At 70.3% G+C, this 14,615-nt stretch carries 15 protein-coding genes; 12 read left to right on the forward strand and 3 right to left on the reverse strand.

Going from position 1 to position 14,615, the window contains the following annotated elements; all coding sequences use genetic code 11:
• Positions 1–4: 4 nt before the first annotated feature.
• Positions 5–670, reverse strand: a complete 666-nt coding sequence (locus M2266_RS01700; protein WP_277441032.1) for a family 16 glycosylhydrolase — start codon at positions 668–670, stop codon at positions 5–7.
• Positions 671–1,082: 412 nt separating this feature from the next.
• Between M2266_RS01700 and M2266_RS01705 the strand changes: the two genes are divergently transcribed.
• Genes M2266_RS01705 through M2266_RS01735 form a run of 7 tightly spaced genes read left to right on the forward strand, consistent with a single transcriptional unit; the run spans position 1,083 to position 8,425 of the window.
• The gene (locus tag M2266_RS01705; RefSeq protein ID WP_277436455.1) at positions 1,083–2,315 is read left to right on the forward strand and encodes a substrate-binding domain-containing protein; all 1,233 of its coding nucleotides are present in this window, start codon (positions 1,083–1,085) and stop codon (positions 2,313–2,315) included.
• 1 nt (position 2,316) lies between these two features.
• Complete coding sequence (locus tag M2266_RS01710; RefSeq protein ID WP_277436456.1) at positions 2,317–3,114, forward strand: ABC transporter ATP-binding protein; 798 nt, start codon at positions 2,317–2,319, stop codon at positions 3,112–3,114.
• Positions 3,111–3,869: an ABC transporter ATP-binding protein gene (locus tag M2266_RS01715; protein WP_277436457.1), complete on the forward strand. Its 759-nt coding sequence runs from the start codon at positions 3,111–3,113 to the stop codon at positions 3,867–3,869. Before M2266_RS01710 ends, M2266_RS01715 begins: the two co-directional genes overlap by 4 nt.
• Complete coding sequence (locus M2266_RS01720) at positions 3,869–4,756, forward strand: branched-chain amino acid ABC transporter permease (RefSeq protein WP_277436458.1); 888 nt, start codon at positions 3,869–3,871, stop codon at positions 4,754–4,756. Before M2266_RS01715 ends, M2266_RS01720 begins: the two co-directional genes overlap by 1 nt.
• Positions 4,753–6,060: a branched-chain amino acid ABC transporter permease gene (locus tag M2266_RS01725; protein WP_277436459.1), complete on the forward strand. Its 1,308-nt coding sequence runs from the start codon at positions 4,753–4,755 to the stop codon at positions 6,058–6,060. The genes M2266_RS01720 and M2266_RS01725 overlap by 4 nt, the downstream gene beginning before the upstream one ends.
• Complete coding sequence (locus tag M2266_RS01730) at positions 6,057–6,974, forward strand: alpha/beta hydrolase (RefSeq protein WP_277436460.1); 918 nt, start codon at positions 6,057–6,059, stop codon at positions 6,972–6,974. The genes M2266_RS01725 and M2266_RS01730 overlap by 4 nt, the downstream gene beginning before the upstream one ends.
• The gene (locus M2266_RS01735; protein ID WP_277436461.1) at positions 6,971–8,425 is read left to right on the forward strand and encodes a PHB depolymerase family esterase; all 1,455 of its coding nucleotides are present in this window, start codon (positions 6,971–6,973) and stop codon (positions 8,423–8,425) included. The genes M2266_RS01730 and M2266_RS01735 overlap by 4 nt, the downstream gene beginning before the upstream one ends.
• 283 nt (positions 8,426–8,708) lie before the next feature.
• Here the strand turns inward: M2266_RS01735 and M2266_RS01740 are convergent, their stop codons facing one another.
• On the reverse strand, positions 8,709–9,248 hold the full coding sequence (locus M2266_RS01740) for a 2'-5' RNA ligase family protein (protein WP_277436462.1): 540 nt from the start codon (positions 9,246–9,248) through the stop codon (positions 8,709–8,711).
• A 216-nt stretch (positions 9,249–9,464) separates the two neighbouring features.
• Between M2266_RS01740 and M2266_RS01745 the strand changes: the two genes are divergently transcribed.
• A complete protein-coding gene (locus M2266_RS01745; protein WP_277441033.1) occupies positions 9,465–10,532 on the forward strand; it encodes a glycoside hydrolase family 19 protein in 1,068 nt (355 codons plus the stop codon).
• Positions 10,533–11,053: 521 nt separating this feature from the next.
• Positions 11,054–11,692, forward strand: a complete 639-nt coding sequence (locus M2266_RS01750) for a response regulator transcription factor (RefSeq protein WP_277436463.1) — start codon at positions 11,054–11,056, stop codon at positions 11,690–11,692.
• Between the two features lie 28 nt (positions 11,693–11,720).
• Here M2266_RS01750 and M2266_RS01755 read toward each other — a convergent pair whose 3' ends face one another.
• A complete protein-coding gene (locus M2266_RS01755) occupies positions 11,721–12,335 on the reverse strand; it encodes a TetR/AcrR family transcriptional regulator (RefSeq protein ID WP_277436464.1) in 615 nt (204 codons plus the stop codon).
• 24 nt (positions 12,336–12,359) lie between these two features.
• On the opposite strand from M2266_RS01755, the gene M2266_RS01760 reads away from it, so the two are divergent.
• From M2266_RS01760 to M2266_RS01770, 3 genes are all read left to right on the forward strand, one after another.
• Positions 12,360–12,773 (forward strand): PaaI family thioesterase, encoded by a 414-nt coding sequence (locus M2266_RS01760; RefSeq protein WP_277436465.1) that lies wholly within the window; start codon positions 12,360–12,362, stop codon positions 12,771–12,773.
• A gap of 194 nt (positions 12,774–12,967) precedes the next feature.
• Entirely contained in the window at positions 12,968–13,705 is a 738-nt protein-coding gene (locus tag M2266_RS01765; protein WP_277436466.1) for a Phenylacetic acid catabolic protein, read from the forward strand.
• A gap of 88 nt (positions 13,706–13,793) precedes the next feature.
• Positions 13,794–14,588, forward strand: coding sequence for a hypothetical protein (locus tag M2266_RS01770; protein ID WP_277436467.1), 795 nt, complete (start codon positions 13,794–13,796; stop codon positions 14,586–14,588).
• Positions 14,589–14,615: the final 27 nt, after the last annotated feature.

The following is a 14,615-nucleotide window of genomic DNA, read 5'->3' on the forward strand; positions in this document are numbered from 1 at the left end:
CCGCTCAGGGGCGCGCGGGTCCATGGATCCGCAGGTAGGCCACCTCGTACGACATGGCCGTCACCCCTTCCTCCGGCGCCGGATGGTATCTGCCGCCGGACACCGAGAGGTTCACGATCAGGTAGGCGTGCCAGCCGCGGCCCACGCCCTTCCGGTCGGCGAAGACCCGTGTGCCGTTGACCCACCAGATGACGGATCGCGCGCGGAACTCGACCTTCAGATCCACCCAGGCCCCGGGAAGGATCGACGCGTCGGTGTAGGAGCGGTGGGCGCCCTTGACGTGGTTCGACAATTCCAGCAGATGCGGATTATCGGGGTGGTATTCGAATACGTCGATCTCGTTTCCACCGTCCCGCCACGTCCAGATCGCCGGCCAGGCGCCGATCACCTCGGGCAACTTGACCCGGGTCTCCAGAATGTCGCCGGTACGGACGGTGAATTCCTCGGCACTGCCTTCCGTGGTCAGCAGCCCCGCGTCCCAACTGCCGTCGGCACGACGGGACGCACGGAACGACCCGGTGCGGCAGTAGGCGGCATCGTCCACGAGGTGGTCGAGCTTGTCGTCCCCCGGATTGACCGGCCCACCCTCGGGATACGCCCAGGAGCGTCCCGCGACCCACTGCTCCTGGCTGGTGAAGTCGGCCGTGAAGCGAGGAGGAGTGCCCTCGATCGGGGGCGGCCCGCCGGGAGCGGGAACGGAGTTGTTTGACGCGAGTTTTTGGGTGAGCCATTCCCGGAGCACTGATCCGCGCTGGTTCACGGCGTCCCTCCTGTCGAAAAGGCGGGATGAGATTTCAACCGCGTTTCATGCTAGGGGAATCCGTCTGCAAAGCGCCCGGTACGGCCCTCGAAACCACTCGTACGGTGCGACCTGCATCGAAATTCGCCGGAGGGCGCGTTCAGTGCGGCCGGCGCCTTTCCCGACCGGAGTCGGCTGCGATTGACCAGGGGGCGTCCAGAGAGTGGTCATGGGCCCGCGCGCCATGCCGGACACGGCGGGAACGTGCGTTCCGCACATGTCCGGTGCGGCGGGGCGCTCCTACGGTTTGCGCAACCCATCACCTCTGCGGGAGCCGGTCACCATGCGTTTGCGTACATCGCGCACCACGAGCAGCAGATTCCTCCGCGGGCTGTCCCTGTTGGCCGCCGGCGCGGTGGTGGCCGGGTGCAGTGCCGCGGGGACGGCCGGCGGTTCGGCCGCCGACGGCGCGGAGTCCGCCGCCGTCAAGGTCGGGTTGGTCTACTCCCGCAGCGGGCCGCTCGCCGCGTACGGGAAGCAGTACCGGGAGGGCTTCACCGCGGGGCTCGCCTACGCCACGCACGGCACCGGCAAGGTCGGCGGCCACCCCCTCGAGGTGATCGAGCAGGACGACGCGGGCGAGCCCGCCAAGGCCGTCGCCGAGGCCAAGGGCCTGCTCGGCAAGGGTGTCCGAATCCTGGCGGGGACGACGGACTCGGGAGTGGCCCTGCAGATGGCGCCGCTGGCGGCGCAGAACCACGTCCTGTTCGTCAGCGGTCCCGCGGCGACCGACGCGGTGACCGGGATCAACAAGTACACCTTCCGGTCGGGGCGCCAGTCCTACCAGGACATCCTCACCGCCGGCTCACTGCTCGGGGACCCCGCCGGCAAGAAGGTGACGGTGCTCGCGCAGAACTCCGCGTTCGGCCAGGCGAACGTGGCCGCGGTGAAAGCGGTCTTGGGCGCCCGGGGGGCACGCGTGAGTTCTGTGCTGGCACCGCCCGGCGCCGGTGACCTCACGCCGTTCGCCCAGCAGGTGAAGTCCGGAGGGCCGGACCTGGTCTTCGTGGCGTGGGCCGGCGCCTCCGCCCCCGCGCTGTGGACGGCACTGAACCAGCAGGGGGTCCTGGACACCGCCAAGGTGGTGACCGGGCTCGCCGGCACCGCCTCCTACCCGGTGTTCGGTCCCGCCGGGGGCAAGGTGTCCTTCCTGGCCCACTACTTTCCCGGCGCCGCCGTCAACCCGGTGGAGACCGCGATGATCGACGGCATCACCAAGGCGGGCGGGACGCCGCCGGACCTGTTCAGCCCCGACGGCTTCACCGCGGCCCAGATGGTCGTGCGCGCCATCGGGTCCGGCAGCCCCACCGACACCGCGGCGATGGTGAAGGCGCTGGAGGACTGGACCTTCGAGGGACCCAAGGGAAGCGAGCGGATCCGCGCCCAGGACCACGCCCTGCTGCAGCCGATGTTCACCGCCCGGCTGACCGGGACGACCGCGGCCGCCGTACCGCACCGGCTCTCGGCGCTGCCGATGACGGCGGTCACGCCCCCGGTGAAACCGATGGCGGGCTGACATGACCTCCGCGACCCGCACACCGCAGGGCGCCGGGGACCGACCCGGCACGAGCCCCGCTCCGGTTCTCCGGCTCGACGGGGTCGGCTGGAACGTGGGAGGCGCCACCATCGTCCAGGACGTCTCCTTCGACGTGCACGAGGGCGAGTTCCTCGCCTTCATCGGTCCCAACGGGGCCGGCAAGACCTCCCTGTTCAACCTCATCAGCGGACTCGTCCCGGCCACCCGGGGCACCATCGGACTCGACGGTGCCGACATCACGGCCGAGTCCGTACCGGCCAGGGCCCGGCGCGGGCTCGGCCGTACCTTCCAGACCTCCAGCCTGTGGCCGGCGATGACGGTGGCCGACCACGTACGGCTGGCGGCGCAGGCGGCCGCGGGAGGCTCGTACCGGATCTGGCGGCGCGCCGACCGCCGTCAGCGGCAGGTCGACGAGGTGCTGGAGCGCACCGGTCTGCGGGAGCGTGCCGAGACCCCGGCGGCGAGCCTGTCGCACGGCGAGAAGCGCCAACTCGAACTGGCGGTGCTCCTGGTCGGGGAACCGCGGCTGATGCTCCTCGACGAGCCGATGGCCGGCGTCAGCGCCGAAGAGGTCCCCGCGCTGACCGACCTCATCCGCTCCCTGCACCGGGACGAGGGCCGCACCGTACTGATGGTCGAACACCATATGGAGGTGCTGCTGGGCCTGGCCGACCGGCTCGCGGTGATGCACCACGGCACGCTGCTGGCGCTGGACACCCCGCAGACGGTGATGGACGACGCCACCGTGCAGCAGGCCTACCTCGGGGAGGCGCTGTGAGCGCGGCGGCACCCCTGCTGGCCGTCCGCGACCTGCGGGTCGTCATCGGCGGACGGCACATCCTGCACGGCGTCGACCTCGATGTCGCCGCCGCCGGGGTGACCGCGCTGCTCGGCCGCAACGGCGCGGGCAAGACCACCACCGTGCGCGGCATCCTCGGACTCGTCCCGCGCACCGGCAGCGTCCTGCTCGGCGGCGAACAGACGGTCCGGCTGGCCACCCACGCGCTGGTCCGCCGCGGCATCGGGTACGCGCCCGAGGACCGCGGGGTCTTCGCCGGTCTCACGGTCGCGGAGAACCTGCGGCTCGCGGAGCGGCGAGGGGCCGGCGAACCCGCCTACGACCTGGTCCACGAGCTCTTCCCGGAACTGCGGCAGCGGGCACGGCAGGCGGCCGGAACGCTCTCCGGCGGACAGCAGCAGATGGTCGCCATCGGGCGCACCCTGCTGAACGGGAACCGGCTGATCATCGCCGACGAGCCGACCAAGGGGCTCGCGCCCAGGGTCGTCACCGAAGTGGCCGGGGTGCTGGAGCGCGCCGCGCAGGCCGTACCCGTACTGCTCGTGGAACAGAACCTCTCCATGGTGCGCCGGCTCGCCGAGCACTGCGTCGTCCTGGCCGACGGCCGCACCTCGCACCGCGGCCCCGCCGCGGCCCTGCTCGCCGACCCCGAGGCCATGCGTCGCCTGCTGGGCGTCGGGCGGGCCGGCGGAGCGCCGACCGGGACCGATCGTTTCGAGAAGGGCGGCGTCTGATGCCCACCATCGTGCTGCTCGCTCTCACCGGACTGGGGCTGGGGGCGCTGTACTTCCTCGTCGCGTCCGGACTGGCCCTCATCTTCGGCCTCATGGACGTCCTGAACTTCGCGCACGGCGCGCTGCTGTCGATCGGCGCCTACGGCACCTGGTGGGCCGCCTCCGGCCACCTCCCGGGAGCCGGCTCCGGCGGCTTCGGGTTCGTCCTGGCCGTCGCCTTCGGCACCGGGACGGGAGCCCTGGCCGCCGTGCTCCTCGAACTGGCGCTGATCCGGCCGCTGTACGCGCGCCCTCGTGAGCAGGTCCTCGCCACCGTCGGCGTCGGACTGGCCGTTCCCGCGCTGCTCTCGGCGATCTGGGGAGCCGACGCCCGCCCCTTCCCCGGGCCGCGGGCGCTGTCGGGCACGTTCGTACTGCTGGGTGCCCACGTACCCGTCAACCGCCTCGTCCTGACGGGCGCCGCCGTGGTGGTGCTCGCCGCTGTGAGGCTCTTCCTCGGCGGCACCCGGCACGGGCTCGTCGTCCGCGCCGGGGTCGAGGACCGGGCCATGGTCGCGGCGCTGGGCATCGACGTCCGCAGGGCCTTCACCCTGGTCTTCGCCATCGGCGGGGCCGCGGCCGCGCTGGCGGGCGCCCTCAGCGGCCTGTACTTCGGATCCGTCGACCCCGGTCAGGGCACCTCGCTGCTCATCTTCGCCTTCGTCGTGGTCGTGATGGGCGGCCTGGGGTCCGTCACCGGCGCCGCGCTCGCCTCGGTCGCCGTCGGTCTCGTCCAACAGTTCGCCAACTACTACACCACCGCGGGACTCGGCGACCTCGCCGTGGTCGTGCTGCTCGCCGCGCTGCTCCTCGTCCGGCCGCGCGGCCTCACCGGGAGACTCGCGTGACCACCACGACCCAGACGCAGGACCCCGTCCGCGAACGCCCCGCCACCGCCGCCGACCGCGGTCGCCGTCGGGTCACCCGCTGGTGGCCGGCCGTCGTGCTGCTGGTGCTGTTCGCCGCGCCCTACAGCGCACTGCCCCTGCCGGGGCTGCTGGACGGACCGATCGGCAGCCCCGGCAGTCTGCAACTGCTGGCCCTGTGCCTGGTCTTCGGGGCCCTGGCCACCGGCTACGACCTGTTGTTGGGCCGTACGGGGCTGCTCTCCTTCGGCCACGCCCTGTACTTCGCCGCCGGCAGCTACGCCACCAACACGCTCCTGCTGGAGGCCGGGCTGCCCTTCCTCACCTCGGCGCTCCTCGCGCTGCTCTTCGGCACGGCGCTGGCCGCGCTGCTGGGCTCCGTCGGCCTGCGGGTGAGCGGTATCGGCTTCTCGATGGTGACGCTGGCGTTCGCCCAGGCCGGGTCGATCCTCGTGCAGCGCGACCCGGGCGGCCTCACCGGCGGGGAGGAGGGGCGGGCCGCCCCGGCGGACCGGTTGCCCGCCTCCCTGGTGGGTATCGACAACACCGTCAACCTGTACTGGATCGCCCTGGCCTACCTGGTCGTCACGCTGGTGGCCGTCCATTGCGCGGTGCGTTCTCCCACCGGCCGGGTCTGGGAGGGCATCAAGGAGAACGAGCGCCGGGTGGAGGTGCTGGGACTGCGGCCCTACGGCTTCAAGCTCGTGGCGTTCGTCCTGTCCGGCGCCCTGGCGGCGCTCGGCGGCATCGTCTACTTGCTGCTGACGGGCGGGGCCACCCCGCAGACCACCACGTCGAACTTCACCCTGTCGCTCCTGGTGATGGTGGTCCTGGGCGGCTCCGGCTCACGCTGGGGACCGCTCGTCGGCGGGGTCCTGTACACCTGGGCCGACCACCGCCTCGGCGACCTGGCCGGGTCCGGCGCGGTCACCCTGTCGCTCCTGGTGATGGTGGTCCTGGGCGGCTCCGGCTCACGCTGGGGACCGCTCGTCGGCGGGGTCCTGTACACCTACACCACGGCGACGAAGACCGGGCCGTGGGCCGACCACCGCCTCGGCGACCTGGCCGGGTCCGGCGCGGTGGCCGGACTGCCCGCGGTGCTGCGCGTACCGCTCTCCCAGCCCCTGTTCCTGCTCGGCACCGTCTTCGTCGCCGTGGTGTACCTGCTGCCCGGCGGAGTGGTGCGGCTGCCGGAACGGATCCGCGCCACCCGGACCCCGAGAGCCACCGGCCGCACCATGACCGACGCCGAGCCCACCGAACGGAAAGAGATCCCCGCGCCATGACGCAGACGCCCACCCCCGCCGTCGAACCCGCGGCGTTCGAGGAGTTCACCGTTCCCGTCGAGGGCGGGGACCTCGCCGTGCTGCGCTGGCCCGCGACCGTGCCGGACGCGCCGGTGGCGCTGGCACTGCACGGCATCACCGGCAACGCCCTGTCCTGGGCACGCGTCGCCCACCACCTGGCGGGCCGCGTCACACTGATCGCCCCCGATCTGCGTGGGCGGGCGGGCAGTTCCGCGCTGCCGGGACCGTACGGGATCGCGCGCCACGCCGACGACGCGGCGGCCCTGGCGGCGGTGGTCGGGGCGCGGCGCGTGCTGCTGGCCGGGCACTCCATGGGCGCGTTCACGGCGTCCCTGGCCGCGGTGCGCCACCCGGACCGGTTCTCCTCCCTGCTGCTGGTGGACGGCGCCGTCGGATTTCCGGCCCCGCTGGAGCTGGCACCCGACGAGCTGATCACGGCGGTGATCGGGCCGGCCATGAGCCGCCTGTCGATGACGTTCCCCGACCGCGCCGGCTACCGGTCCTTCTGGCAGGCGCACCCGGCCTTCGGCTCGTCCTGGGGGCCTTGGGTGGACGACTACGTCCAGCGCGACCTGGTGGGGCAGGAGCCGGAACTGCGCTCCTCCTGCCGGATCGAGGCCGTCCGCACCGACGGCGTCGACTTGTTCTCCGAGGACGTGCTGGCCGCCGTCCACCACCTGCCCTGTCCCGCCCGGCTGCTGTGGGCCGAGCGGGGGCTGATGGACGAGCCGCAGGGGCTGTACGACGAGGAACGCCTGGCCGCGGCCGGCCTGGACCGTCGTGTCGTCACCCCGCTGATGCTGGCGGGCACCAACCACTACACCATCCTCATCGGGGACGACGGCGCCCGCGAGGTGGCCCGGCACCTCATGGAAACGGCAGGCTCGTCATGACCGCATCCATCCTGCGCGGCCTCTTCCGGCGCCTCAACGTGATCGTCGTCCTCGGGCTCCTCGCCGCAGGACTGGTGAGCGGGCCGGCCGCCGCGGCGGGCGGCACCTACCAGCAGGTCACCGGCTTCGGTTCCAATCCGGGCAACCTGACGATGTACCAGTACACGCCGGCGAACCTTCCCGTCGGCGCCCCGCTGGTCCTCGCGCTGCACGGATGTACGCAGACCGCGAACGACTACCACACGCACTCGGGCTGGCAGAAGTTCGCCGACCTGTGGGGCTTCGCCGTGGTCTACCCGCAGACCAGCGCGGTCAACAACAGTCTGTCGTGCTTCAGTTGGTTCGACGCGACGAAGGACACCCGAGGGCGCGGCGAGGCGGCCTCGGTGCTGCAGATGGTGGACCACGCCCAGGCCCAGCTCGGTTCGGACCGCCACCGGATCTTCGTCACGGGCCTGTCCGCGGGCGGCGGCCTGGCGGCCGACCTGCTCGCCGACTACCCCGACGTGTTCGCCGGCGGATCAATCGACTCCGGGCTGCCCGCCCAGTGCGCGACCACCCAGAACGCCGCCTCCTCCTGCCAGAACGGCACCCGGAACCTGACCCCCGCGCAGTGGGGCGACACGGTCCGCGGCTCCTTCCCCGGATACACCGGACCGTGGCCGCGGGTGGCGATCTGGCAGGGCACGTCCGACACCACCGTCAAACCGGTCAACGCCACCGAGCTGCGCGACCAGTGGACCAACGTGCAGGGCATCGGTCAGACCGCGTCCAGCACGCGGAGCCTGCCCGGCAACACCACCGTCAGCACCTACGCCGACAGCGCGGGCCGTCCCGTCGTCGCGCTGTACTCGATATCCGGCATGGGCCACGGGCTGGCCGTGGACCCCGGTTCCGGCGACGACCAGTGCGGCACCGCCGGCGCCTACTTCCTCGACACCGTCTGCTCCAGTTACCACACCGCCACGTTCTGGGGTCTGGACGGCTCCCCCACCGCGCCCGGCCCCCTTCCCGCGCCCACCGGCCTGCGGGTCACCGCGACCACCGGCAGCACCGTCTCCCTGACGTGGAACGCGGTCGACGGCGCCGTCTCGTACTCCGTTCGGCGCAACGGCACCGCCGCGGGATCCACCGCCTCGACGTCGTACACCGACACCGGGCTGGCCCCCGAGGCGGCCTACGGCTACACCGTCGCCGCGGTCGACTCCTCCGGCGCCACCGGTTCCGTCTCGGCGACGGTCACGGCGACGACAACCGGGGCCGCACCCCGGTGCTTCACCGCCGGTAACTACAGCCATGTGGCGGCCGGGCGCGCGCACCAGAGCGGCGGTTACGCCTACGCCAACGGCTCGAACCAGAACATGGGCCTGGACAACGTCTTCACCACCCACACCCTCCAGGAGGCCCCGAACGGCTACTTCGTCATCGCCGACGGCGGCTGCCCCGCCTGACGCCGCTCGGGGCACCCGCGCCGGACCGACCACGCGCGCACCGCGCACAGGGGTGATATCAGTCCACTGTGGAAGAACATCGTGATGTGAACGGACCGGACCGGATGTCCCGGCAGCCGCGGCTGCTCTCGACCTCCTGCGGCGACTGCGCGTGCTGCGGGGAGGGGGCCTGCGTCAGAGGACCGGACAACGGCTGCCCGGTGGACCTGGAGAGCGTGACGTCCTGCCCCTGCCTCCTGACCTGACCCGCACGGCCCGGCAGTGGGATCCGGGGTCGGGAGGTTCAGCCGCGCAGCGGGAACGTCCGCCCGTCGTGCCAGCGCTCGCCGTCCCAGACCACGAGCTGGACCGCCGTGACGCGACCGGTGAAGGGGAGCCCGCCCGTCAGCTCGGTTTCGATCGTGTCCAACACGCTCGGATCCGGGCTGTAGGCGACGGTCAGGTGCGGGACCACGTCGGCATGGCGGCCACCGTACGGCGGCGCCTCCGGCCAGCGGTCGACGACGCCGGCGGTGAGCGCGCGAAGGGGGCCGTCCGGCTCCGGGGCGAGATAGAGCATGCCGGGGAATCGTCCGCAGCGGCGGAAGCGCGTCTCGAACGGCGGGTGCGCGGCCAGCGTCGTCTCCAGGGCCTCGATGACGCCGTCGTCGATCCGCGCGTGGTCCAGGAACGGGTAGAGCACCGACACGTGCGCCGGGACCCCGGTCGCGGCCGCGGGGTCGAACCGCCCCCGCCACGGGCCAACGAGCTGTTCCGCCTCCGGAATCTTGATGACCAACGCCGTCCGGCCCGCCGGATACCTCGCGCTGTCCTCTGACGCCATCGTTCCGTACCGGTCCCGTCCGTCGCTCAGCGGTCGCCGTTCGGCAGGCTATCGCAGGCGTCGTCGACGGCTTCACCGCGCCTCCCCCACCGAACGGCCGCCACCTCGGGGAATGTTGGTCCAGACCTTGACAGGTCCAGACCAATCCGATTAAGTGCAGGACGATCCTCCACTCAACCCCCCACTAGGAGTGGCCCCGTGTCCAAACAACGCATCATGGCGTTTCTCACCGCTCTGATCGTCGCGGTCGGACTGGCGGTCCTCGTACCGCTGGCGTCCACCGCTTCCGCCGCGCAGTGTACGACCGCGTGGAACTCCTCGACCGTGTACACCGGCGGGCTGTCGGCGTCCTACAACGGTCACAACTGGTCCGCGAAGTGGTGGACCCAGAACGAGACCCCCGGCACCGCGGCCGTCTGGGCCGACCAGGGCGCCTGCGGCAGCACGGGCGGTGGCACCGGTGGTACCGGCGGCACCGGATCGTGCGACTACCCCGCGTGGGTCGCGGGCCGGGCGTACGTCACCGGTGACATCGTCAAGTACACCGACGGCAAGGCGTACCAGGCCGAGCACGACAATCCCGGCTACGACCCGGTCATCAGCACCTGGTACTGGGAGCCCTACACCTGCGGCGGCTCGTCGACCACGCCGCCGCCCAGCCAGGGCGGCTTCCCGGTCACCGAGGCGCAGTTCAACCAGATGTTCCCGAGCCGCAACTCGTTCTACTCCTACAGCGGCCTGACCGCGGCCCTGAGCGCCTACCCCGGATTCGCCAACACCGGGAGCGACACCGTCAAGCGCCAGGAAGCCGCCGCGTTCCTGGCCAACGTCAACCACGAGACCGGCGGACTCGTCTACATCGTCGAGCAGAACACCGCCAACTACCCGCACTACTGCGACGCGAGCCAGTCCTACGGCTGCCCCGCCGGCCAGTCCGCGTACTACGGACGCGGTCCGATCCAGCTGAGCTGGAACTTCAACTACAAGGCGGCCGGCGACGCGCTCGGCATCGACCTGCTGCACAACCCCTCCCTCGTGCAGACCGACTCGGCCGTCGCCTGGAAGACCGGCCTGTGGTACTGGAACACCCAGAGCGGACCGGGCACCATGACCCCGCACAACGCCATGGTCAACGGCGCCGGCTTCGGTGAGACCATCCGCAGCATCAACGGAAGCATCGAGTGCAACGGCGGCAACCCCGCCCAGGTCCAGAGCCGGATCGACGCGTACCAGCGCTTCGTCCAGATCCTCGGAGTCCCGGCGGGCAACAACCTCGGCTGCTGATACCCACTCCCGACCCCATGCCCCACGAACGGCTCACGGACCAGGCGACCTGCTGCCCGGTCCGTGAGCCGTCGGCGCGTCGGAACCATTCCAGGTCACCGAAGAACCGATTGTTTTCGGAAGCAATGGCTCATTCAGGCAGTCGGCGCAGCTGTCAATAGCCCTATCCGGAATATCTCATTCATGTCTCCCCATGTGGGTTACCGTGATGTAAGCTTCGGCGCGGGTCCAAATGAACCATAGAAGGCCACACGTCGGACAACCCGCACGTAGGCCTTCTTCCGCTGTGCGCCCGTTTCCCGTCCGCGCGGAATGTTTTTGGATCGCTTTACTCCCTGAGGAAGTGCGCTGTGCCGACCAGCGGGAAAACTGACCTCGTTGCCGCGTCCTCCCCCTGACCATGGGGAGACGCGGCTTGTTTGCGGTCGGTTCTCCGACTTTATTCGATCTTGTGGTCGTCAGACACGGCTCTCCACAAGAGGACCGCAGACGGCCATACGGGGGAAGGCAGGACGCCGCACATGGCTCAGATACAACTGCTGATCGCCGATGACCAGGTCGTGACCCGATCCGGTCTCATGGCGATGACCAGGGAAGCTCCAGGACTGGACGTGGTCGCGGTGGCCCATGACGAGGCCGGCGTCCTGACCGCGGTGGACCGCGCGGATCCCGACGTCGTCCTGCTCAATCTCCGCACCCTGACAGCCGAGCGGTTCCGACATCTCGTCCGACTGGTCGGCGCGCATACCTCGATCATCGTCCTGTGGTGCCACGACTCCCTCGTCACGATCCAGGACGCCCTGCGGGCCAAGGTCGCCGGCTTCATGGACCTGGAGATCCTGCAGGAGGACTTCGCCAGCGTGATCTCCCTGGTCAATCGCGGCTGTGCGGTATATCTCCTGCCCCATGAACGGCTCTCCGATATCAGCACCGAATATCCGGTGTCGTCCGACCCGGTCGCGATATCAAGTCTCACCTCGCGGGAGAACGACGTACTCCTGCTGCTGGCCGACGGGATGACGAACAAACAGATCGGCTCGACCCTGCATATCGCCGAGAACACCGTCAAGAAACACGTCCACCGCGCGATGATCAAGTTATCGGCCTCCAACCGGGTGGAAGCGGCGCTGCTCGTCTCCCAACTCGGCCCCAAGCGGTGAGGGGCGATGCCCGGCGCGACCGCTCCGATCACTTCAGGAGGGACGTGAGCAGCACGTCGTACGTCCGTCCCGTGCCAGTGACCGCCGCGACGCCCTTCATGGCGACCTCGTGCCCGAGGTAGGTCAGCGCGCCCAGCAGCGCGAGCGCGAGTTGCCGGGACGTCTCGGCGCCGTCGAGGCCGGGGTCACCGGAGTTGCCACCGGGTCCGGTGGTGGGACGGGCCCGCTCCACCAGTCGGATCGTCGCCGACAGCCACCACTGCTCGTCGATCCGTCGCCATCGCTCGTACCCGAGCACCGCCGGCGCGTCGAGCAGCAGCAGCCGGGCCACGGCAGGATCGGCGCACAGGGCGAGGAACTCCTGCCCGGAGCGGAGCAGCCGCGCGACGGGTTCGTCCTCGACATCGAGTGCCTGGATCCGTAGCGCCAGTTCACGGTGGATGTCGTGCACGACATCCACCAACAGCGCCTCCTTGCCCGCCCAGTGGTGGTACAGCGCACCGGTCGTCACCCCGGAACTCCTCGCGATCTCCGCGATGGTCGTCGCGGAGTAACCGCGCTCGCTGAACAACTGCCGGGCTTGACGGGTCAGTTGGGCGCGGGTGCGCTGGGTTCGCTCCACGTTGGATCTGCGCGTCGACATACCGAACGATGCTATGTTATTGCGATGATGGATGTCGATGCAGCTCAGGCCGTTCTCGATGACAGCCCCTTCGGGCCCTGGTGGGGATTCCGCGTGAAAGCCGTCGGCAAGGGACAGGCCAAGGTCTCGCTGCCGCAGCGCCCGGAACTCTTCCGCCCGGGTGGTGTCCTGCAGGGCGGCTGCGCGATGACGCTCGCCGACGTCGCCTGCTGGATCGCGATCATGTCGCTGTTCGGCGAGGACGATCCTTCCGTCACCCAGCAGATGACGACGAGTTTCCTCGGCCCGGCGCGCACCGATCTGGTCTGCGAGGCGACGATCGTCCGGCCCGGCCGCCTGATCGTCTACGGCACCGCCGCCACGACCGACACCGCCGGCAAGCTCGTCTCCCACCACACCCTGACCTACATCCGGCCACCGGAGCGCAACGCGGTCTGAGACCTCCAGCCGTCCCCCGGTCGCAGCCGGCACCGCCGGCTCGGAAGGTACTCCGCGAGCACCCCCTGGATACCCCGTAAGTGCCACCGGCATACTCCCTTCGTTCCCCGCCGATAGGGCCCCATCGTGGCCTACCGACGCCGTGAACCCCCCGGATAGGCTGAATTTCATCAGCTACCCGGAGGAGAATTCGTATGGCGACCGTCTTTTCGGAGACCGTGGATTTGGAAAGCGTCGGGGAACTTCCGGAAGAATACCGGGAGGTGCTGACGCATCAGATGCTCGCCAACGGTGAAGGCGAGTTGAGCGCGGGCGACACCTACGTCGACTCGTTCTATCCGCTGGCTCCCAATGCCGACGAGCGCTATATGTGCCTCAAGTTCGGCATGGAAGAGGTGGACCACTTCCGGCGCTTCGCCAAGCTGCTCACCCCACTCGGCGTCGACACGTCGCACATGGTGAATCAGGCGGTCGCGGACCGGCGTTACTTCCCGGCCGAGAGCATGACCACGCAATTCACCGTCTGGGAGGAGCGCGCCGCGTTCAGCTTCCTGTGCGAGCTCGAAGGGCATTTCCAGATCAAGGAGATGACCACGAGCACCTACGGGCCGCTGCGGGTCGAGGCCGACGCGATCCTCAAGGAAGAGGCCCGGCACTTCGGTTACGGCAAGCGCCTGATGCAGGAGTCCTACGACGCCGGCGCGCCGTCGCGGGACCGGGCCCAGAAGGCGCTCGACAAGTTCTATCCGATGGCGCTGGACATGTTCGGCCGGCCCGACTCCCGCCGCGGGCGGCTCGCCGTCCGGTGGGGCCTGCGCAAGAACGACAACGGTGAGTTGCGCGAGCTGTACAAGGCCGCGATCGCCGAGCACATCGAGAAGATCGGGTTCTCCGTCCCCAAGGTCGACCCCTCGCAGCTGCAGTTCGCCTGAGCGCCGCGCCGCCGGCCCGCCCTGCCGGCCCGCCCTCCCCGCCCGATCCACCTCCCCGGAACCATCCACCTCACCGGAGTAGGAATCGATGACGACGACCGACATGCTGATCGACCGGATCAAGACGCACCGCGTCTTCGACCACCCGCTCTACGAGCACTGGGCCGCGGCGCCCCCGTCCGCCGAGGTCTCGGGCGCCCTCTTCCACCAGGTGCAGTCGTTCTGTGCCTCCACCCGCCCCGGTGGCGACTTCCCCACCGCCCTGCGCGGTCTGGGCTGGGAGGAGCAGGCGGTCCTCATCGAGGAGATCGTCGACAGCGAGTCCGGGCACGGCCCGGAGCTGGCGACGATGGCGGGCCACATCGTCAACCGCACCGGCGCCCAGGTCTTCGACGACGTCTATGACACCGAGCGCGTCGAGGAATGGCTCAAGAGCTCGTCGGACCGGCTGCTGGCCGGACTGCCGGGGTACGACCTCGCGACGGGCCTGACGCCCCAGGCGGCGGCCGCCATCGAGGTGTTCCGGCGCCGGTTCTCCTCCGACGCGGACACCACCGTCCGCAACCTCGGTACGGCGCTCGCGCTGGAGATCATCTCCAATCAGTCCCTGATCCCGGGCGAGAAGCGCGCGCTCATCGACTCCGGTCACTACAAGGCCGACATCGACGAGCCGGAGATGCACTACATGGCGGAGCACTGGGGTGACGCCGGTGCCGAGCAGCAGCACGAGGCGAACGTGATCCTGGCCGTCTCCTCCGTCATGGACTCCTCGAACAGCGCGCGGATCGAGGAGGGCGTGGAGGACTTCCTCGAGTCCCTGTGCGCGCTGTGGGACGTCCTGGACGCGGCGCTGCTCGCGTCCGGGCTGCGACCGGCCGCATAACTCTCTGCCGGACGGGCCGGCGGTTCA

The organism is Streptomyces sp. SPB162 (assembly GCF_029504575.1).
Taxonomy (GTDB): Bacteria; Actinomycetota; Actinomycetes; order Streptomycetales; family Streptomycetaceae; genus Actinacidiphila.

Excerpts from the sequence above, each read along its gene's own strand:
- M2266_RS01740 (WP_277436462.1), bottom strand. The coding sequence starts at position 9,248 with ATGGCGTCAGAGGACAGCGCGAGGTATCCGGCGGGCCGGACGGCGTTG.
- M2266_RS01730 (WP_277436460.1), top strand. The coding sequence starts at position 6,057 with ATGACGCAGACGCCCACCCCCGCCGTCGAACCCGCGGCGTTCGAGGAG.
- M2266_RS01705 (WP_277436455.1), top strand. The coding sequence starts at position 1,083 with ATGCGTTTGCGTACATCGCGCACCACGAGCAGCAGATTCCTCCGCGGG.
- M2266_RS01735 (WP_277436461.1), top strand. The coding sequence starts at position 6,971 with ATGACCGCATCCATCCTGCGCGGCCTCTTCCGGCGCCTCAACGTGATC.
- M2266_RS01760 (WP_277436465.1), top strand. The coding sequence starts at position 12,360 with ATGATGGATGTCGATGCAGCTCAGGCCGTTCTCGATGACAGCCCCTTC.
- M2266_RS01745 (WP_277441033.1), top strand. The coding sequence starts at position 9,465 with ATGGCGTTTCTCACCGCTCTGATCGTCGCGGTCGGACTGGCGGTCCTC.
- M2266_RS01765 (WP_277436466.1), top strand. The coding sequence starts at position 12,968 with ATGGCGACCGTCTTTTCGGAGACCGTGGATTTGGAAAGCGTCGGGGAA.
- M2266_RS01770 (WP_277436467.1), top strand. The coding sequence starts at position 13,794 with ATGACGACGACCGACATGCTGATCGACCGGATCAAGACGCACCGCGTC.
- M2266_RS01720 (WP_277436458.1), top strand. The coding sequence starts at position 3,869 with ATGCCCACCATCGTGCTGCTCGCTCTCACCGGACTGGGGCTGGGGGCG.
- M2266_RS01710 (WP_277436456.1), top strand. The coding sequence starts at position 2,317 with ATGACCTCCGCGACCCGCACACCGCAGGGCGCCGGGGACCGACCCGGC.
- M2266_RS01750 (WP_277436463.1), top strand. The coding sequence starts at position 11,054 with ATGGCTCAGATACAACTGCTGATCGCCGATGACCAGGTCGTGACCCGA.
- M2266_RS01755 (WP_277436464.1), bottom strand. The coding sequence starts at position 12,335 with ATGTCGACGCGCAGATCCAACGTGGAGCGAACCCAGCGCACCCGCGCC.